Raw genomic sequence first — 19458 nt, forward strand, 5'->3', positions numbered from 1 at the left:
CAGGTGCCGGTCCCCTCGGAGGGGACCGGCACCTGTCCTGTCGTAGGGCCTACTCCCCCGCGATGACCTCCGCGGCCGCTCTGCCGCACACCCTTGCCGCGCCGTGGGTCGCGATGTGCAGGGCTCCTCGGACCGGGGCCTGGGGGAGACCCATTTCGATCACGATGGTGTCGGGGCGGGTTCTGAGGACGGTGTCCAGGGCCGTCCCCATCCAGGGGTGGCGGTGTTCGTCGCGGACCACGGCCACGATGCGGCGCGGACCGGCCGCGGCCAGGGTGGCGAGGCCCGCATCCTCGCCTGCGAAGCTGCCCGTTTCCGTGCCGGGGAGCAGACGGGCGAGTTCGGCGGCGACGCCCCAGGGTGTTTCGTCGCCGACGGCCACGTTGGCCATCGGGGTGAAGGCGGCGACGTAGGGCGCCGTGGTGAGGGGGGTGAAGCCGTCCGCGCCGGTGACGCGCAACGCCCTTCGGGCCGCGCGCAGTCCCACCTCCTCGTCGGCCGGCGGCTGCGTGTCGGCCGCGCCGGCGGCCGTCCAGTGGGCCAGCGTACGGACGCGTTCCGCCGCTTCCGCGAGCCGCTCCTCGGGGAGTTCGCCCGAGCGGACCGCCGAGACCAGGGCGTCGCGCAGGCGCCGTACCGTCTCGTCGTCGGCGAGGCCGCCGCCCACGCAGATCGCGTCGGCGCCGGCGGCGACGGCCAGGACGCTGCCGCGCTCGATGCCGTAGGTGCCGGCGATGGCCTGCATCTCCATGCCGTCGGTGACGACGAGACCGGTGTAGCCGAGTTCACGGCGGAGCAGGTCGCTGAGCACCTTGGAGGACAGTGTCGCCGGGCGGTCCGGGTCCAGGGCCGGGACCAGGATGTGGGCGGTCATCACCGCGCGGGTGCCGGCGGCGATGGCCGCGCGGAAGGGCCGCAGTTCCCGCTCGAGGAGTACCGACTCGTCCACGTCGATGCGCGGCAGGGCGTGGTGGGAGTCGATCGCGGTGTCGCCGTGGCCCGGGAAGTGCTTGGTGCAGGCGGCGACGCCCGCCGACTGCAACCCGGTGACATAGGCCGCCGTGTGCCGGGCGGCCAGGTCGGCGGAGGCGCCGAAGGAGCGGACACCGATCACCGGGTTGGACGGGTTGGAGTTCACGTCGGCCGAGGGGGCCCAGTTGAGGTTGACCCCGCAGGCCGCGAGGCGGCGGCCCAGTTCCGCGGCCACCTTTCGTGTCAGTTCCAGGTCGTCCACCGCGCCGAGGGCGTGGTTGCCGGGGAAGGACGAGCCGGTGCGCACCTCCAGGCGGGTGACGTCACCGCCCTCCTCGTCGATGGCGACCAGGACGTCGTCGCGTTCGGCGCGCAACTGGGCCGTCAGGGCGGCCAGTTGCTCCGGTGAGGCGATGTTGCGGCCGAACAGGCCGACCGAGGCGAGGCCCTCGCCGAGGCGGCGGAGCAGCCAGTCGGGGGCGGTGGTGCCGGTGAAGCCGGGCTGGAGGACGGTCAGGGCGTCCCGCGTCAAGCCCCTTTCCCAATTCGATGCAGTGGTGCCGCTGGCGAAAGTCGTCATCGGGGGCGTTATCCCTTCACGGCGCCCGCGGTGAGGCCCGCGGCCATCTTGCGCTGGACGAGGAGGAAGAGGACCACGATCGGGACGGCCATCATGGTGGAACCGGCCATCATCGGGGCGTATTCGGTGCCGTGTTTGGTGGTGAAGTTGCCGAGCCAGACGGTCGCGGTCTGGTGCTCCTGGCTGAGCAGCATGAGGGCGTACAGGTACTCGTTCCAGGCCAGGATGAAACCGTAGACCGAGGTGGCGACCATGCCGGGGGCGAGCAGCGGGAAGACCACGCGGATGAAGGCGCTGGTGCGGGAGCAGCCGTCCACCATCGCCGCCTCCTCCAGTTCCCGGGGGATGTTGACGATGAAGCCGCGCAGCGTCCACACCGTGAAGGGGAGGATGAAGGTCAGGTACGTGATGATCAGGCCCGACAGTTTGTCGTACTGGTCGAGGTCGTTGAGCAGCAGGAAGACCGGGATGATCATCGCGACCAGGGGGACCATCTGGACCGCCAGGATGGCCACGATCACGACCTTGCGGCCGCGGAAGTCGAAGCGGGAGATGGCGAGCGCGGCCAGCGTGCCCACCACGATGCCGATCGCCACGACCGACAGGGACACGATGAGGCTGCGGCCGACCGGGCCCCAGAAGTCGGCGATGTCCAGCGCGCGCCGGAAGTTGTCGAGCGTGAGGCCGGTCGGCAGCAGGCTCGGGTCCGGGTCGATGGCGTCCTTGGCGGGCTTGAACGCCGTGTTCACCATCCAGTAGACGGGGAAGCCGGCGGCAAGGAAGACGAGGACACCGAGGAGGTTCCAGCCCCACCTCGACCTGCGGGGCGTCCCGGGAGCGAGGGTGCTCATTCGACCTCTCCGATCTTCAGCATCTGGCGCATGTAGACGGCGACCACACCGAGCAGCAGCAGCACGGTGATGAGCGCGATCGCCGAGCCCTGCCCGTAGTCGTTGACCACGAAGGCCCGGTCGTAGGAGTAGGTGGTCAGGAGCTGGAACTCCGCTTCCGGGTGGCCGTTGCGCATGACGAAGACCTGGGGGAAGACGCCCATGTCCCAGATGACCGAGAGGGTCGTCAGCATCACGATGATCGGCTTGAGGATCGGCAGGGTGACGTACCGGAAGACGCCCCAGGCGCCCGCGCCGTCCAGCCGGGCCGCCTCCTCCAGTTCGGCGGGGACCTGGGTGAGGCCGGCGCTGAGGGTGATCACGACGAAGGGCACGGCACCCCAGACCACCAGGAGCATGATCACGGCCAGGCCCTGGGGCCCGCTCGCGAACCAGTTGTGGCCGATCATGTCGACCCCGGGCAGCTTGCTCAGCAGGGCGTTGAGGACGCCGTAGTCCGCGTCGAAGAGCCACTTGAAGACGGTGGTGGCGACGATGATCGGCATGCCCCAGCTGGCCACGAGGGCGATGTTGACGAGGGTCTTCACCCAGCCTGAGACCCGCTGGAGCAGCAGGGCGATCAGCATGCCGGCGACCATCGTGAAGATGACGCAGCCGGCCGCGAAGACGATGGTCCGGACGACGACCGCCCAGAACTCGCCGTCGTTCAGTACGCCCGTGAAGTTGTCGAAGCCGATCCACTGGGCGGGCAGGAAGCCCCACAACTGGGACTGGCCGAACTTCTGGAAGGACAGCGTGACCAGGCGAACCAGCGGATAGCCCATGACCAGGGCGAGGACGAGCAGACAGGGGGCGAGCAGCAGCCAGGGAGTGCCGCTGAACGCGCGCTTTCTGCTCGGCGGCGCGGGCGGGGGCGGCGGCGGTACGGCCATCGGCGGCGGCGCCTTGGCGGGGGTGGTCGTGTCTGCGGCACTCATCGCGCGCTCCTCAGCGATCCTTCTGGTCGTACGGAAGCGAAGCCCGCACGGGTCGTGCGGATGTCGAAGCCCGCACAGGTCATGCGGGTCCGAAGCCCGCCCGGGCGCTCCGGGCGTGGACCCCGCACGGGCAGTACGGGAAGCAGGGCCCCGCACAGGTGGTACGGGAACCAGCGCCCGCCCCGACCGTGCCGGACTCGAACCCCGCACCAGCAAGCAGTACGGGCGTGGACCTCGCACAGTCGGTACGAGACGCAGAGCCCCGCACGGGTGATACGGGAGCCGAACCCCGCACCGGCAGTACGGGAACCAGCGCCGCACCGGCGGTACGGGAGTGGACCTCGCACAGTCGGTACGGGAAGCAGGGCCCCGCACGGGTGATACGGGAGCCGAACCCCCCACAGGCAGTACGGGAAACACAGCCCCGCACCGGCCGTACCGGACCGGAACTCCGCACCGCCAGTACGACGAGCACGGCCCCGCGCAGGTCGTTCGGAGGTCGAACCCCGTACCGAAGTACGGGAAGCAGGGCCCCGCCGCTCTCAACGAGGCCCTGCCCGCGGTCACTTGGTGTTGATGACCTTGTCGATCGCCGCGTCGGCCTCCTTGGCCGCCGCCTCCACCGACTTCTTGCCCGTGCCGATGTTCTGGAGCATGGTCTGCAGGACCTGCGCCTTCTCGACCTGGCCCCAGCCGGGGGCCATCGGGACGAACCAGTTGGACTCGGCCGCGGTGGCGGGGACCGCGGTCGCCGGGTCGTTCTTCAGGGTGGCGAGGTCGGTCTTGTTGTTGGGCAGGTTGCCCTTGGCCATCAGACCCTTCTGGCCGGACGGACCGGTGAACGCGTTGATCCACTCGGCGGCGAGGGCCTGCGCCTTGGACTTCACCGGCACCGCGAGGTCCGAACCGCCCAGGAACACGGGCATGTTCTTGCCGGACGGCCCGGGCATCACGAAGTTCTCGAGGTTGTCCTTGAGCTTGCCGGTCTTGTCGTTCTTCGGGTCGGCGGAGGTCGCGCCCTCCCAGGCCGCGCCGAAGATCATGCCGGACTTGCCCTGGCCGTAGACGATGTACCGGTCGGACTCGTCCTTGGTCTTGTCGCCGTGCATGTACTTGTCGATGACGTTCTTGAACTCGGTGAGGCCCTTGACCGACTCGGGCGAGGAAAGGTTGGCCTTCCACTGGCCGCCCGAGTCGACCGCGATGGAGCCGCCGGCGTCGTAGACGAAGGACATGGCCGCGTACCAGTCACGGGTGGGCTGGTACCAGGCGGAGAACTTGTCGCCCTCCTTCTTCTGAACCTTGTCGAGGGCGGCGGTGAGCTCCGCATAGGTCTTCGGGGTGGACTTGACGCCGACCGAGGCGAAGACGTCCTTGCGCCAGTTGCCGACGCGGCCACCCGCGTAGTACGGGACGCCGTAGGTCTTGCCGTCGTAGCTCACCGAGGCCTTGAGGCCGTCGAGCCAGGCGGACGAGTTGGTGAACTTCGACGTGTCGAGGGGAGCGAAGGCGCCCTTGACCATGTAGCCGAGCATCTCGGTGTTGCCCATCTCGACCACGTCGGGGGCCTTGTCGGTGGCGAGGACCGCGTCGAGCTTGGTGTTCTTGTCGGGCCAGCCGTAGTACTCGTGGTTGATCTTGACGCCGGGGTGCTTCTTCTGGACCGCCGCGTCTGCGGCCTTCACCAGCTGGGGCCAGTTGTTCTGGGCGTCGACGGTGAGCCAGACGGTCAGCTCCTTGGCGTCCGCGCCGCTGTTGTCCGAACTTCCGCTGTCGCTGCCCCCACACGCCGCGACGGTGACCACCATGCCCGCGATACCGATCGCGGCTATCAGCTTGCGCTTCACGCCACCCTCCTCAGGGATGCCCACACCTCCCGCCCACAGGCCGGGACCTGGACCAATGGTGTAGACCAGTAGGGGGAGCTTGGACCAGACCAGGAAGCCTGTCAAGGGTGCTCGAAACGGCCCTGACCAGCCGTTATGCGACCTACATATGCAGGAACCATTAGTAAAGAAGCCAGCGAAAACAGCGACGCCGGAGTACCCTCGTCCGCTAGACCACTTAGCCCTGTGGACTAGACCAAAAGAGACGGCAACGGTATACAGAAGGGATCACGATGTGATCCGCATCCGGAGCCGGGAAGGCAGACCATGAGCAGCGACGTCAGCAGTGCGGAGACCGATGGCGGGTCAGGCGTCCGTACCGCGCGCGTGCCCAAGTACTACCGCCTGAAGAAGCACCTGCTCGACATGACGGAGACGCAGTCGCCCGGTACTCCGGTACCGCCCGAGCGCACGCTCGCCGCCGAGTTCGACACCTCCCGCACCACCGTCCGCCAGGCCCTGCAGGAGCTGGTGGTCGAGGGACGGCTGGAGCGCATCCAGGGCAAGGGCACCTTCGTCGCCAAGCCGAAGGTCTCCCAGGCACTGCAACTCACCTCCTACACCGAGGACATGCGGGCCCAGGGTCTCGAACCCACCTCGCAACTGCTCGACATCGGCTACATCACCGCCGACGACCGTCTCGCCGAGCTCCTCGACATCACCGCCGGCGGCCGGGTGCTGCGCATCGAGCGCCTGCGCATGGCCAACGCCGAGCCGATGGCCATCGAGACGACCCACCTCTCCGCCAAGCGCTTCCCGGCCCTGCGCAGGTCGCTGGTCAAGTACACGTCCCTCTACACGGCCCTCGCCGAGGTCTACGACGTCCACCTCGCCGAGGCCGAGGAGACCATCGAGACCTCCCTGGCCACCCCGCGCGAGGCCGGCCTGCTCGGCACCGACGTGGGACTGCCGATGCTGATGCTGTCCCGCCACTCGTTCGACAAGAAGGGCGAGCCGGTGGAGTGGGTGCGGTCGGTGTACCGGGGCGACCGGTACAAGTTCGTGGCCCGCCTCAAGAGGCCCGTCGACTGATGCACGCCCTGTAGCGCAACCACGCTTCCTGCTCTACGGTCCTCCCGACTCCGTCTGGACGGGAGGACCGCCTCGTGCGTACCGCGAACGTCCGAACCACCGTCATCCAAAACCCTCTTCGCCCCCTGATGGATGCTTCACAGAATCGACATACCGATATGCGGACGAGGTCTTTCGCTGACGTGACACGGTGACCTACATTGCCTGCGCGTTACAGGTGATCAGCGAGGGGACGGAGCCAGGGAATGTCGGACGCACCTGAAGTGAGACCACCGGTGGTGACACCGGCACGGGTGGTCATCGCCCTCTGCCTGATCGCCCCGTTCGTGGCGATGCTGTGGGTCGGCTCGTACGCCAAGGTGGATCCGGCCTTCATCGGGATCCCCTTCTTCTACTGGTACCAGATGCTGTGGGTGCTGATCTCCACCGCGCTGACGATGACCGCGTACAAGCTCTGGCAGCGTGACCAGCGCGCCCGCCACGGAGGTGCCAAGTGAACGACGGCGTCAACGGCGTGGCACTCACCGTCTTCATCATCTTCTTCCTGGCCGTCACGGTCATGGGCTTCCTGGCCGCGCGCTGGCGCCGGGCCGAGAGCGACAGCCTCGACGAATGGGGGCTGGGCGGCCGTTCGTTCGGCACCTGGATCACCTGGTTCCTGCTGGGCGGTGACCTCTACACGGCGTACACCTTCGTCGCGGTACCCGCGGCGATCTACGCGGCGGGCGCGGCCGGCTTCTTCGCGGTGCCGTACACGATCCTCGTCTACCCGCTGATCTTCACGTTCCTGCCCCGCCTCTGGTCGGTCTCGCACAAGCACGGCTATGTGACGACCTCGGACTTCGTGCGCGGCCGGTTCGGCTCGAAGGGACTGTCGCTGGCGGTGGCGGTCACCGGCATCCTGGCGACGATGCCGTACATCGCGCTCCAACTGGTCGGCATCCAGGCGGTCCTCGACGTGATGGGCGTCGGCGGCGGCGAGGACACGAACTGGTTCGTGAAGGACCTCCCGTTGCTGATCGCCTTCGGCGTGCTCGCGGCCTACACGTACTCCTCGGGTCTGCGGGCCCCCGCGCTGATCGCGTTCGTGAAGGACACGCTCATCTACATCGTCATCGCGGTGGCGATCATCTACATCCCGATCAAGCTGGGCGGGTTCGACGACATCTTCACCAAGGCGGGCGAGGCGTTCAGCCAGACCAACCCGGCCACCGGGAAGCCGCGCGGCGCACTGGCCCCCGCCGAGCCAGGCCAATGGACGTACGCCACGCTGGCGTTGGGCTCCGCGCTGGCGCTCTTCATGTACCCGCACTCGATCACCGCGACGCTCTCCTCGAAGAGCCGTGACGTGATCCGCCGCAACACCACGATCCTGCCGCTGTACTCGCTGATGCTGGGTCTGCTGGCCCTGCTCGGCTTCATGGCGATCGCGGCCGGCGTGAAGGTCACCAACGGCCAGCTCGCCATCCCCCAGCTGTTCGAGAACATGTTCCCGGCGTGGTTCGCGGGCGTGGCGTTCGCGGCGATCGGCATCGGCGCCCTGGTCCCCGCGGCCATCATGTCCATCGCGGCCGCGAACCTCTTCACCCGCAACATCTACAAGGACTTCATCAAGCCGGACGCCACTCCGGCCCAGGAGATGAAGGTCTCCAAGCTGGTCTCGCTCCTGGTGAAGGTCGGCGCCCTGGTCTTCGTCCTCACCATGGACAAGACGGTCGCCATCAACTTCCAGCTCCTGGGCGGCATCTGGATCCTCCAGACCTTCCCGGCCCTGGTCGGCGGCCTGTTCACCCGCTGGTTCCACCGCTGGGCGCTGCTCGCCGGCTGGGCCGTCGGCATGATCTACGGCACGGTCGCCGCCTACGGCGTCGCCTCCCCGACCCAGAAGCACTTCGGCGGCTCGTCCAAGGAGATCCCGGGCATCGGCGAGATCGGCTACATCGGCCTCACCGCGTTCGTGCTCAACGTCGTCGTCACGGTGATCCTGACCTTCGTCCTGAAGGCGGCGAAGGCCCCCGACGGCATCGACGAGACCAGCCCGGAGGACTACACGGCGGACGCGGGCGACCCGGGGGTGGAGGTAGAACTTCCGCCCGCTACCGCAGGAAGCTCGCACTAACCTCCAGGGGCGCGGGGCTGTATCGATCTGCGGCTCCGCCGCGTGGGCGCAACCAGCCACGACGAACCCGCAGCGGGCCACCGGGAGCAAGACCCTCGGCGGCCCGCTTTTCGTGCACACTCACCCCCATGGACATCCTGATCCGCCCCGCCGAACCCGCCGACTACGAACGCCTCGGCGACATCACGGCAAGGGCCTACCTTGACGACGGCCTCCTGGCCTTCGGCGACGAAGACGACTGGTACCTCTCGGAACTCAAGGACGTGGCCAAGCGAGCGGCACACGCCGAAGTCCTGGTCGCCGTCCTCGGAACAGAACTGCTCGGCGGAGTCACCTACGTCCCCGACGGCGGCCCCATGTCCGAGATAGCGCGCCCCGGAGAGGCGGAGATCCGCATGCTGGCCGTGTCCCACGAGGCCCGCGGCATAGGCGTAGGACAAGCCCTCGTACAGGCCTGCATCGACCGCGCGAGCGCCGCAGGCGCCGGCATCGTCCTGTGCACCCAGCCCACCATGCACACGGCCCACCGCATCTACGAACGCCTGGGCTTCACCCGCGCCCCGGAGCGCGACTGGCACCCCGTACCGGCGGCTCCGGACTTCACTCTCCTCGCCTATGAGTTGACACTCTGAAACCGCCGCGACACAACATCTAGGGGTGTCACCCGAACCCGACACAAGATGTATGCTCATGCTCGCTGTCGTCGCAGGGGAATCCGGTGTGAATCCGGAACTGTCCCGCAACGGTGTACTCATGCGTGCATAAGCGCACATGAGAGTCAGTCCGAGGACCTGTCGACAGCACGCCCGTGCCATCCCGGCCCGGGTGTCATGACGTCCGGGCCTCGTGGAATGGGCCGGTGGACGCGACGCCGTGCGCGCTCGTGTGCTGCCCCCTGCCCTCCGCAAGGCCCCTGTGCCCAGCGAGGGAGAGCCCCACGTGACCATCGCGCCAGCCGACCCGGCTTCAGCGACCACCCTGGTGGACGAGGACGGTCCCGGAACCGCGTTGCTGCGGACCCTGACCGCGCTGACCGCCGACCTCCCCGACGCCGACCCCGGCCGGGTCGCCGCCGCCGCGCTGCGCGGCCGGTCCGCGCGGGGCGCATCCGCCGAGATGGTCGCGGAGTTGCGCGAGCTGGCCACCGAGGCGGCGGCCGGCCTGATCTCCGAGGACCCCGCGTACAGCAGGCTGGCGGCCCGGCTGCTGACCGTCTCCATCGCCGCCGAGGCCGCCTCACAGGGCGTCACCTCGTTCACCGGCTCGGTCGCCGTCGGCCATCGCGAGGGCCTCATCGCCGACCGGACCGCCGAGTTCGTGCGCGTCCACGCCGAGCGGCTCGACGCGCTGGTCGACACCGAGGCCGACGACCGCTTCGGCTACTTCGGCCTGCGCACCCTGCACAGCCGTTACCTCCTGCGGCACCCGATCACCCGCAAGGTCATCGAGACGCCCCAGCACTTCCTGCTCCGGGTGGCGTCGGGCCTCGCCGAGGACGACACGATCAGGGCACTCGACGAAGTCGCCGCGCTCTACGGCCTCATGAGCCGCCTCGACTACCTCCCCTCCTCCCCCACGCTCTTCAACTCCGGCACCCGGCACCCCCAGATGTCGTCCTGCTACCTCCTCGACTCCCCGAAGGACGAGCTCGACTCCATCTACGACCGCTACCACCAGGTCGCCCGGCTCTCGAAGCACGCCGGCGGCATCGGTCTCTCGTACTCCCGCATCCGCTCCCGCGGTTCGCTGATCCGCGGCACCAACGGGCACTCCAACGGCATCGTCCCGTTCCTGAAGACCCTCGACGCCTCGGTCGCCGCCGTGAACCAGGGCGGCCGGCGCAAGGGCGCGGCCGCGGTCTACCTGGAGACCTGGCACTCCGACATCGAGGAGTTCCTGGAGCTCAGGGACAACACCGGTGAGGACGCCCGCCGCACGCACAACCTGAACCTCGCGCACTGGGTGCCGGACGAGTTCATGCGCCGGGTGAACGCGGACGCCGAGTGGTCCCTCTTCTCGCCCGCCGACGTGCCCGAGCTGGTCGACCTGTGGGGCGACGAGTTCGACGCGGCGTACCGCAAGGCCGAGGCCGAGGGGCTCGCGCGCAAGACCATCCCGGCCCGTGACCTCTACGGCCGCATGATGCGCACCCTCGCGCAGACCGGCAACGGCTGGATGACCTTCAAGGACGCCGCCAACCGCACGGCCAACCAGACGGCCCTGCCTGGGCACACGGTCCACTCCTCCAACCTCTGCACGGAGATCCTGGAGGTCACGGACGACGGGGAGACGGCGGTCTGCAACCTCGGGTCGGTGAACCTGGGCGCGTTCGTCGACACGACGACCGGCGACCTCGACTGGGAGCGGCTGGACGCCACCGTGCGCACCGCCGTGACCTTCCTCGACCGGGTCGTCGACATCAACTTCTATCCGACCGAGCAGGCCGGGCGGTCCAACGCCAGGTGGCGTCCCGTCGGCCTCGGCGCGATGGGCCTCCAGGACGTCTTCTTCAAGCTGCGCCTGCCCTTCGACTCCCCCGAGGCCAAGCGCCTGTCCACCCGGATCGCCGAGCGCGTGATGCTCGCCGCCTACGAGGCCTCCGCCGACCTCGCCGAGCGGAGCGGCCCGCTGCCGGCCTGGGAGAAGACCCGTACGGCACAGGGTGTCCTGCACCCGGACCACTTCCCCGGCGTCGAACTCACCTGGCCGGAGCGGTGGGAGGCCCTGCGCGGCCGTATCGCCGCCACCGGACTGCGCAACTCCCTGCTTCTCGCCATCGCGCCCACCGCCACCATCGCGTCGATCGCCGGCGTGTACGAGTGCATCGAGCCGCAGGTCTCCAACCTGTTCAAGCGCGAGACGCTGTCCGGGGAGTTCCTCCAGGTCAACTCGTATCTGGTGCAGGAGCTCAAGGACCTCGGCGTCTGGGACGCCCGCACCCGTGAGGCGCTGCGCGACGCGAACGGCTCGGTGCAGGACTTCGCGTGGATCCCGGAGGACGTACGGGCGTTGTACCGCACGGCGTGGGAGATCCCGCAGCGCGGTCTGATCGACATGGCGGCGGCGCGGACCCCGTTCCTCGACCAGTCGCAGTCCCTGAACCTCTTCCTGGAGACGCCGACCATCGGCAAGCTCTCCTCGATGTACGCGTACGCCTGGAAGTCCGGGCTGAAGACGACGTACTACCTGCGCTCGCGCCCGGCGACCCGTATCGCCCGCGCCGCCCGGGCGACGGTCCCCGTGCAACAGGAGACGGACGCCGTCGCCTGCTCCCTGGAAAACCCCGAATCCTGCGAGGCCTGCCAGTAATGACCAGCGAAGCCAAGAACCTTCTCGACCCGGGCTTCGAGCTGACCCTCCGCCCCATGCGCTACCCGGACTTCTACGAGCGCTACCGGGACGCTATCAAGAACACCTGGACCGTCGAGGAGGTCGACCTCCACTCGGACGTCTCCGACCTCGCGAAGCTGTCCGAGGGCGAGCAGCACATGATCGGCCGGCTGGTCGCGTTCTTCGCGACGGGTGACTCGATCGTGGCGAACAACCTCGTGCTGACGCTGTACAAGCACATCAACTCCCCCGAGGCACGCCTGTACTTGAGCAGGCAGCTCTTCGAGGAGGCCGTGCACGTCCAGTTCTATCTGACGCTGCTCGACACCTACCTCCCCGACCCGGAGGACCGGGCGGCGGCCTTCGACGCCGTCGAGAACATCCCCTCCATCCGTGAGAAGGCCGCGTTCTGCTTCAAGTGGATCAACGAGGTGGAGAAGCTCGACCGGCTGGAGACCCAGGCCGACCGCCGTCGCTTCCTGCTCAACCTGATCTGCTTCGCCGCGTGCATCGAGGGCCTCTTCTTCTACGGCGCCTTCGCGTACGTCTACTGGTTCCGCAGCCGGGGTCTGCTGCACGGACTCGCGACCGGCACCAACTGGGTGTTCCGCGACGAGACCATGCACATGTCCTTCGCCTTCGACGTGGTCGACACCGTCCGCAAGGAGGAGCCGGAGCTCTTCGACGAGCGGCTTCAGCAGCAGGTCACCGACATGCTGGCGGAGGCCGTGGAGGCGGAGCTCCAGTTCGCGCGCGACCTGTGCGGTGACGGACTGCCCGGCATGAACACGGAGTCGATGCGCCAGTACCTGGAGTGTGTCGCCGACCAGCGCCTGACGCGCCTCGGCTTCGCGCCGGTGTACGGCTCGGAGAACCCGTTCTCCTTCATGGAGCTCCAGGGCGTCCAGGAGCTGACGAACTTCTTCGAGCGGCGTCCGTCCGCGTACCAGGTGGCCGTGGAGGGCACGGTCGACCTGGACGAGGACTTCTAGCCGCCAGGCCCTGGACGGCCCATGGAGCTTCCATGGGCCGTCCATGAGCCTGCTATGGCACAGCAAAGATCTCCCCCCGCCGCTTCTCCCGCCTTCTCAACGGCCGCTAGCTTCTGGCACGTCATGCTCATGACTGCGTGATCTGCCGCCGCTACGCGCGTCACGGGCCTGCCTGTAACCCCACCGATGGAGGCAGTACCCCATGCGTGAAAAGCCCCGCCGGAGCCTGCGAAGACTCCTGAGCACCGCCATACCCGCCCTCGCCCTCGGCCTCGCCGGGCTGGTCGCCGTACCGGCCCAGGCGGCACCCGCGGTGTCCGCGACCACCCACACCACCCGCACCGCCCAGAACTCCAAGGCGCTCACCTCCCCCGACCGTCAGACCTTCCACTCCACCGGCAAGGCCGGCCAGAAGGTGCCGACCACGCACCTGTGCGGCACCCCGTCCCCCGGTCACGCGTCCTGCTTCGCCCAGCGCCGGACCGACATCAAGCAGCGGCTGGCGTCCGCGGCCGCCGCCGCGGCGCCCTCCGGGCTCAGCCCGGCCAACCTGCACAGTGCCTACAACCTGCCCTCGACGGGCGGCACGGGCCTGACCGTCGCCGTGGTCGACGCGTACAACGACCCCAACGCGGCCGCCGACCTGGCGACCTACCGCTCGACCTACGGCCTGTCGGCGTGCACGGTCGCCAACGGATGCTTCAAGCAGGTCAGCCAGACCGGTTCCACCACCTCGCTGCCGACCAACGACACCGGCTGGGCCGGCGAGGAAGCGCTCGACATCGACATGGTCAGCGCCGTCTGCCCGAACTGCAACATCATCCTCGTCGAGGCCAACTCCGCGAACGACTCCGACCTCGGCATCGCCGAGAACGAGGCCGTCGCGCTCGGCGCCAAGTTCGTGTCCAACAGCTGGGGCGGCTCCGAGGCCTCCTCCCAGACCAGCGAGGACACCTCCTACTTCAAGCACCCGGGCGTCGCCATCACCGTCTCCGCAGGTGACTCCGCCTACGGCGCCGAGTACCCGGCGACCTCCCAGTACGTGACCGCCGTCGGCGGCACCGCCCTGTCCACGTCCTCCAACTCCCGCGGCTGGACCGAGTCCGTGTGGAAGACCAGCTCCACCGAGGGCACCGGCTCCGGCTGCTCGGCCTACGACCCCAAGCCCAGCTGGCAGACCGACACCGGCTGCACCAAGCGCATGGAGGCCGACGTCTCCGCCGTCGCCGACCCCGCCACCGGCGTGGCCGTGTACGACACCTACGGCGGTTCCGGCTGGGCCGTCTACGGCGGTACCAGCGCCTCGTCGCCGATCATCGCGGGTGTCTACGCGCTGGCGGGCACCCCGGGCTCCAGCGACTACCCGGCGAAGTACCCCTACAGCCACACGAGCAACCTGTACGACGTCACCAGCGGCAACAACGGCTCCTGCTCCCCCTCGTACTTCTGCACCGCGACCACCGGCTACGACGGCCCGACCGGCTGGGGCACCCCCAACGGCACCACCGCCTTCACCGCGGGCACCAGCACCGGCAACACCGTGACCGTCACCAACCCGGGCAGCCAGTCGACGACGACCGGCGGTTCGGTCAGCCTGCAGATCAGCGCGAGCGACAGCGCGGGCGCGACCCTCACCTACAGCGCGAGCGGCCTGCCGACCGGACTGTCGATCAGCAGCTCGACCGGCAAGATCTCCGGTACGGCGTCCACCGCGGGCACCTACCAGGTCACCGTCACCGCGAAGGACTCGACCGGCGCCTCCGGCTCGGCCTCCTTCACCTGGACGGTCGGTTCGAGCGGCAGCACCTGCACCTCCGCGCAGCTGCTCGGCAACCCGGGCTTCGAGTCGGGCAGCACCACCTGGACCTCCTCCAGCGGTGTCATCACCAACTCCACCGACGAGTCGGCGCACGCCGGTTCGTACTACGCCTGGCTGGACGGGTACGGCTCCGCGCACACCGACACCCTGTCCCAGTCGGTGACCGTGCCGAGCGGCTGCAAGGCCACCTTCACCTTCTACCTGCACATCGACACCGCGGAGACCGGCAGCACCGCCTACGACAAGCTGACGGTCACCGCCGGTTCGACCACCCTGGCCACCTACTCCAACGTCAACGCGGCTTCCGGCTACGCCCAGAAGTCCATCGACCTGTCCTCGTACGCCGGCTCCACCGTCACCCTGAAGTTCAGCGGTGTCGAGGACTCCTCGCTCCAGACCAGCTTCGTCCTCGACGACACCGCCGTGACGACCAGCTGACCTCCCCCGCATGACCCGGGCCCCGGTCGCCGCTTTTGGCGACCGGGGCCCGGCCTGGATCCAGGTGTACGGGTCATACGTCCAAGGGGAACAGGAGGCCTTCATGCACCGTACGAACCGTCACACCACCCTCGCGCTCGCGGTACTGACGTTGCTGCTCGCGGGATGCGGGACCGAGGCCGGGAGCGAAGGCGGCAGCAGCGGCACCGTGTCGCCACCGCCCTCGTCGTCATCCCCGTCCGCGTCGCCGTCGCCCGACTGCACGCCGGCCTCGGAGCTCCACGCGGCCGACAGCGGCAGCACGGTCTGTCTCGCGGTGGGTGACACCCTCCGGATCTCCCTGGACGGGACGAAGAGCCGCCCCTGGAAGCCGGTCACCACCGAGGGCAGTGGACTGGAGGCCGCCAACAGCGGGATCGTCCTGCTGCCCGGGGACGCGAACTCCGCGTTCAAGGCGGTCTCGGCGGGCAGGGTACGGCTCAGTTCCTCACGTCCGCTGTGCGCCACCGGGACCGGCAAGGTGTCCTGCAAGGGCATTCAGGAGTGGTGGGTCGCCGTAGAGGTGAAGTAACGCCTCTGCGCTTCCCGGATCTGACGGTCGACCCGCTTGTCGTGCACGATCCCGATCATCGACGGGACGAGCAGCAGGACGAGGATGGCGAAAACAGTCAGCATGGCGATCAGTCCTTCTGTCTGCGCTGAAGTCATGTCACTACTCTCGCGCCGTTGACTCCTGACAAACAGTGGCAGGACTGCCGCACACCCTCGATTTACTGCCAGCCTTGAGGCACACTGGCAGCATGCTGAAGAACGTGGCCGCCGTCGTCCTGGACGGCGTGAACCCCTTCGAGCTCGGCGTCGTCTGCGAGGTCTTCGGGACCGACCGCAGCGACGACGGACTGCCCGTGTACGACTTCGCGGTCGCCTCCGCCGAGGGCCCGACGCTGACCTCGCGGTCGGGCTTCTCCATGCACTTCGAGCACGGTCTGGAGAGGCTGGAGTCGGCCGACCTGATCGCCGTACCGGCCTGCGCCCGCTACGAGACCCGGGACTTCCCGCCCGAGTTGCTGGAGGCGCTGCGGCGCGGGGTCGAGCGCGGCGCCCGGGTGCTCAGCGTGTGCTCCGGCGTCTTCGTGCTCGCCGCCGCCGGACTGCTCGACGGCCGGCGCTGCACCGTGCACTGGCACCACGCCGAGGAGCTCGCGCTCGCCTACCCGCGGCTGACGGTCGAGCCGGACGTCCTGTACGTCGACGAGGACCCGGTGATCACCTCCGCGGGCACCGCCGCCGGCATCGACGCCTGTCTGCACATCGTGCGCAAGGAGCAGGGCCCCGAGGTCGCCAACAAGATCGCCCGGCGGATGGTCGTACCCCCGCACCGGGACGGCGGACAGGCGCAGTACATCGAGCGGCCGCTGCCCCGGTCGAAGTGCGACACCGTCGGCGAGGTGCTCGTGTGGATGGAGCAGCACCTCGACGAGGAGGTCACCGTCGAGCAGCTCGCCGAGCGGGCGCACATGTCGCCGCGCACCTTCGCCCGCCGCTTCCAGCAGGAGACGGGGACGACTCCCTACCGCTGGATCCTGCGCCAGCGGGTGCTGCTGGCCCAGCGGATGCTGGAGGCGACGGACGAGACGGTGGACGCGATCGCGGGCCGCGCCGGGTTCGGCACCGCGGCCGCGCTGCGTCACCAGTTCCTGCGCGCGGTGGGCACCACTCCGAACGCCTACCGGCGCACCTTCCAGGGTCCGGAGGCGGCCGCCTGACCCGTCACCGGGGCACGGGCCGCACCAGGAGCCGGTTCGGCCGCAAGGTGATGCCTGGGCGGGGGGTGTCGTCCGAGCCGGCCACCTGCTCGAAGCGGTACTTCCGGGCCAGCGCCGCCGTGAGCAGCGTCAGCTGGGCCATCGAGAAGTGGTCGCTCGGGCACTTCCGGTTGCCGGTGCTGAACGGGCTCATGGCGTGTTTCGGAACCGACCCGGCCCGCTCGGGACTCCAGCGCAAGGGGTCGAACTCCGCGCTGTCGTCGAAGGACTTCGCATCGCGCTGGATCGCGTACGGACTGTAGACGATGTCGGATCCGGCCGGAATGCGATAGCCACCGAGTTCGGTGTCCCGTACCGCCCGGCGCGTCAATATCCATACCGCGGGCCACAAACGCATGGTCTCGACCACCACATAGTTCGTGTACCTGAGCGACCGTACGTCCTCGAATGCCACAGGACGGCCACCGGTGACCGATTCGACTTCCGCGCACACCTTGTCCGCGTGTTCCGGGTGTTCGGCGAGCACCTGAAGCAGCCACATGATCGTGGACGCGACGGTTTCGCCGCCGGGGGTGAGTATCGCGACGACCTGGTCGTGGATCTCCTGTTCCCCGATGGGGTCGCCATTCGCGTCCTTCGCCGCCAGCAATGCCGTCAGCAAATCGTCCGGCTTTTGACCGGATGCCCGGCGTTCGGCGACGGTCTCGTCGACCACGCGATGCAGATCGGCCAACGCCCGGTTGAATGCGAGGTTGGCCGGAAGCGGCAGCCGGTACAGCGGTCCCGCGGGGATCACCATCCGCCGGTACATGCCCCGGAAGACGGTCGTGAGCGCGACGCACAGCCGCTCGGCGCGCTCGTCCATGTAGTCGCCGCGCAGCAGGCAGCGGGCCGCGATGCGCACGGCCACCCGGAAGGACTCCAGGGTGCAGTCGACGGTCTCACCGGGCCGCCAGCGCTCGGCGAGCGCCTGCGCCTCCTCCTCCATGATCGGCCCGTACGCCGGTATCGCGTCGAGCCGGAACGCGGGCTGGATGATGCGCCGTTGGCGCCGGTGCTGCGGCCCGTTGGCGGTGGCCACGCCCTCCTTGCCGACCAGCCCCTCCAGGGACTCCCACAGCGGCCCGGCGATGATGAAGTCCGGGTTGAGCGCCACGGCGCCGGTCAGTTCGGGGGTGGTGGGCGCGTACACCGTCTTGGGGCCGAGCCGCAGGCGTACGACATCGCCGTGCCGCCGCAGCCCGGACAGGAAGCTCAGCGGATCACGGACCAGGCGCAGGCCGTGGCCGAGGACGGGGACGGCCCCGCCCGCGAGCGGCGGCTCACCGGACTCGGGAGCCACGGTGGCTTCGGGTTTCACGGATTCGACGGTCATTTCTCACCTGCCGCTTCGTTGTTGACGTACGGGGGCGTGGACCGGTCGTCCCAGCTGTCGACCCGGTAACGGCCGGACTCGTGGTGGAACCAGTAGACGGTGCTGAACCAGTTGCGCATATTGCAGACGCAGGCCCGGACGGCGGCGCTCAGTTCCTTTCCCCGCGGGGTGCCGTCGTCGAGACCGTCGGCGAAAAGGAGGGCGTCGGCCTCGGCGACGAGGAATGCGTCCACGCATTTACCGATCAGCCTTCGCATTTCCCGTACGGCCTCTTCGAGGGTCAGCCCCTCGTGTTTGATGAGACTGATGCCGAGATTGTGGACCTCGTCTCCGGCGATTTCCTTCGGGAGCGAACAGAGGTCGTTGTACCAGGCGGCGAATTCCTGGCTCAGCAGGGCCGCCCGCCGGTATGCCGGGTGTTTCCTCACCCTGTCCGGGAGTTCGCATCCCGCGCTCGGCTCCAGCAGATCCGTCCAGATCCGGTGCGCGAAGGTGAGGCGGCGCAGTGCCAGGTATTCCTCGACCGTGGGAATGGTTCCCCTGGTGCGATTGCGGAATTCCCGGTCGTAAGCCTCGATCACGTCGTGGAAGTGCCCGGCGAACCGAGTGTTCCACGTTGGCGGCAGGAACGAGTACAGCCGCACCATGCAGTCGGCGAAGGCGGCGACCAGCGGGTCCTCGTGGTGCAGATGATCCCGTGGGGAGTCGAGCGCCGCGTGCAACCGGAACCTGAGCCGCCGCCACGCGCGCGGACGGCGGTGGACGATGTCACGGTCGTGCCGGTCGTCCCAGACGAAGAACCACGCGCTGTAGTCCGCTATCGCCTGGAGGACCTCGTCGGGGGCGCCGAGGTAGTACCCCGCCATGAGGTCCGTGTAGCACAGTCCGTCGGCATATTCCGCAACCTTGTCCGTCGGCATGAGCCGTTTTTCCAGAAGCCAGGTGCGTGTCTTCTCCTGGAGCCTGGGCCAATACGGATGCAGTTGCCTGGGAAACGCTGCCTCGATCACCGGGAGAGAGAGCGACGGTGGAACCGCGATCGCCGTCGGCGTCGATGTGGTGCTGTGTGGGAAAGCAGGCACGAACAAACCCCTTCCAGCCGCCAGTTGCGCATGCCCCTGCCGCTGAACCGGGCGTGCGCCGTTGCGTAACCCCGCACCGCCCATTCAGCACCACAACTGACCATTCTGGGAATGGATTTGCTTCATTCACTACCCCACGGTGTCGAGATTCTCCCCATGTGTGACGGGAACTGGATCACTAAGTGAGCACATCCGATCGAACGTGCGACGGACACGCGAACGGCGCCTGTTCGGGGAGT

At 68.6% G+C, this 19458-nt stretch carries 16 protein-coding genes and 1 riboswitch; of the genes, 9 read left to right on the forward strand and 7 right to left on the reverse strand.

What is annotated here, in order from left to right; all coding sequences use genetic code 11:
- Positions 1-49 precede the first annotated feature (49 nt).
- From ABZT06_RS36315 to ABZT06_RS36330, 4 genes are all read right to left on the reverse strand, one after another.
- Positions 50-1552: a glycoside hydrolase family 3 protein gene (locus ABZT06_RS36315; RefSeq protein ID WP_355751069.1), complete on the reverse strand. Its 1503-nt coding sequence runs from the start codon at positions 1550-1552 to the stop codon at positions 50-52.
- Positions 1553-1560: 8 nt separating this feature from the next.
- Entirely contained in the window at positions 1561-2403 is an 843-nt protein-coding gene (locus ABZT06_RS36320; protein WP_355751072.1) for a carbohydrate ABC transporter permease, read from the reverse strand.
- Positions 2400-3380: a sugar ABC transporter permease gene (locus ABZT06_RS36325; RefSeq protein WP_355751075.1), complete on the reverse strand. Its 981-nt coding sequence runs from the start codon at positions 3378-3380 to the stop codon at positions 2400-2402. The genes ABZT06_RS36320 and ABZT06_RS36325 overlap by 4 nt, the downstream gene beginning before the upstream one ends.
- 563 nt (positions 3381-3943) lie before the next feature.
- Positions 3944-5227, reverse strand: a complete 1284-nt coding sequence (locus ABZT06_RS36330; RefSeq protein ID WP_355751078.1) for an extracellular solute-binding protein — start codon at positions 5225-5227, stop codon at positions 3944-3946.
- 306 nt (positions 5228-5533) lie between these two features.
- Between ABZT06_RS36330 and ABZT06_RS36335 the strand changes: the two genes are divergently transcribed.
- The 8 genes from ABZT06_RS36335 (at position 5534) to ABZT06_RS36370 (ending at position 15567) form a co-directional block, all read left to right on the forward strand.
- Positions 5534-6298 (forward strand): GntR family transcriptional regulator, encoded by a 765-nt coding sequence (locus tag ABZT06_RS36335; RefSeq protein ID WP_355751081.1) that lies wholly within the window; start codon positions 5534-5536, stop codon positions 6296-6298.
- A 245-nt stretch (positions 6299-6543) separates the two neighbouring features.
- Positions 6544-6795, forward strand: coding sequence for a DUF3311 domain-containing protein (locus ABZT06_RS36340; RefSeq protein WP_355751084.1), 252 nt, complete (start codon positions 6544-6546; stop codon positions 6793-6795).
- Entirely contained in the window at positions 6792-8417 is a 1626-nt protein-coding gene (gene mctP, locus ABZT06_RS36345) for a monocarboxylate uptake permease MctP (RefSeq protein WP_355751087.1), read from the forward strand. Before ABZT06_RS36340 ends, mctP begins: the two co-directional genes overlap by 4 nt.
- A 128-nt stretch (positions 8418-8545) precedes the next feature.
- Complete coding sequence (locus ABZT06_RS36350) at positions 8546-9049, forward strand: GNAT family N-acetyltransferase (RefSeq protein WP_355751090.1); 504 nt, start codon at positions 8546-8548, stop codon at positions 9047-9049.
- Positions 9050-9126: 77 nt separating this feature from the next.
- A riboswitch (cobalamin riboswitch) is annotated at positions 9127-9209 on the forward strand.
- A gap of 147 nt (positions 9210-9356) precedes the next feature.
- Positions 9357-11726, forward strand: coding sequence for a ribonucleoside-diphosphate reductase subunit alpha (locus ABZT06_RS36355; RefSeq protein ID WP_355751093.1), 2370 nt, complete (start codon positions 9357-9359; stop codon positions 11724-11726).
- On the forward strand, positions 11726-12739 hold the full coding sequence (locus ABZT06_RS36360) for a ribonucleotide-diphosphate reductase subunit beta (protein ID WP_355751096.1): 1014 nt from the start codon (positions 11726-11728) through the stop codon (positions 12737-12739). The genes ABZT06_RS36355 and ABZT06_RS36360 overlap by 1 nt, the downstream gene beginning before the upstream one ends.
- Positions 12740-12941: 202 nt before the next feature.
- Complete coding sequence (locus tag ABZT06_RS36365) at positions 12942-14996, forward strand: putative Ig domain-containing protein (protein WP_355751099.1); 2055 nt, start codon at positions 12942-12944, stop codon at positions 14994-14996.
- A gap of 103 nt (positions 14997-15099) precedes the next feature.
- Complete coding sequence (locus tag ABZT06_RS36370; protein ID WP_355751102.1) at positions 15100-15567, forward strand: hypothetical protein; 468 nt, start codon at positions 15100-15102, stop codon at positions 15565-15567.
- On the opposite strand, the gene ABZT06_RS36375 is transcribed toward ABZT06_RS36370, so the two are convergent.
- Positions 15534-15704, reverse strand: coding sequence for a hypothetical protein (locus ABZT06_RS36375; RefSeq protein WP_355751105.1), 171 nt, complete (start codon positions 15702-15704; stop codon positions 15534-15536). The two genes, ABZT06_RS36370 and ABZT06_RS36375, sit on opposite strands and share 34 nt — an antisense overlap.
- A gap of 92 nt (positions 15705-15796) precedes the next feature.
- Here ABZT06_RS36375 and ABZT06_RS36380 point away from each other — a divergent pair, with 92 nt between their 5' ends.
- Positions 15797-16762: a helix-turn-helix domain-containing protein gene (locus ABZT06_RS36380; protein ID WP_355751108.1), complete on the forward strand. Its 966-nt coding sequence runs from the start codon at positions 15797-15799 to the stop codon at positions 16760-16762.
- A gap of 4 nt (positions 16763-16766) precedes the next feature.
- Here the strand turns inward: ABZT06_RS36380 and ABZT06_RS36385 are convergent, their stop codons facing one another.
- Together ABZT06_RS36385 and cyc1 are read right to left on the reverse strand one after the other, a co-directional pair.
- Positions 16767-18137, reverse strand: coding sequence for a cytochrome P450 (locus tag ABZT06_RS36385; RefSeq protein WP_355751111.1), 1371 nt, complete (start codon positions 18135-18137; stop codon positions 16767-16769).
- Positions 18134-19219 carry an epi-isozizaene synthase gene (gene cyc1 / locus ABZT06_RS36390; protein ID WP_355751161.1) on the reverse strand — a complete coding sequence of 362 codons (1086 nt, stop codon included), beginning with the start codon at positions 19217-19219 and terminating at the stop codon, positions 18134-18136. Before cyc1 ends, ABZT06_RS36385 begins: the two co-directional genes overlap by 4 nt.
- Between the last annotated feature and the right edge of the window lie 239 nt (positions 19220-19458).

This window comes from Streptomyces sp. NPDC005483 (assembly GCF_040606035.1).
Classification (GTDB): domain Bacteria; phylum Actinomycetota; class Actinomycetes; order Streptomycetales; family Streptomycetaceae; genus Streptomyces.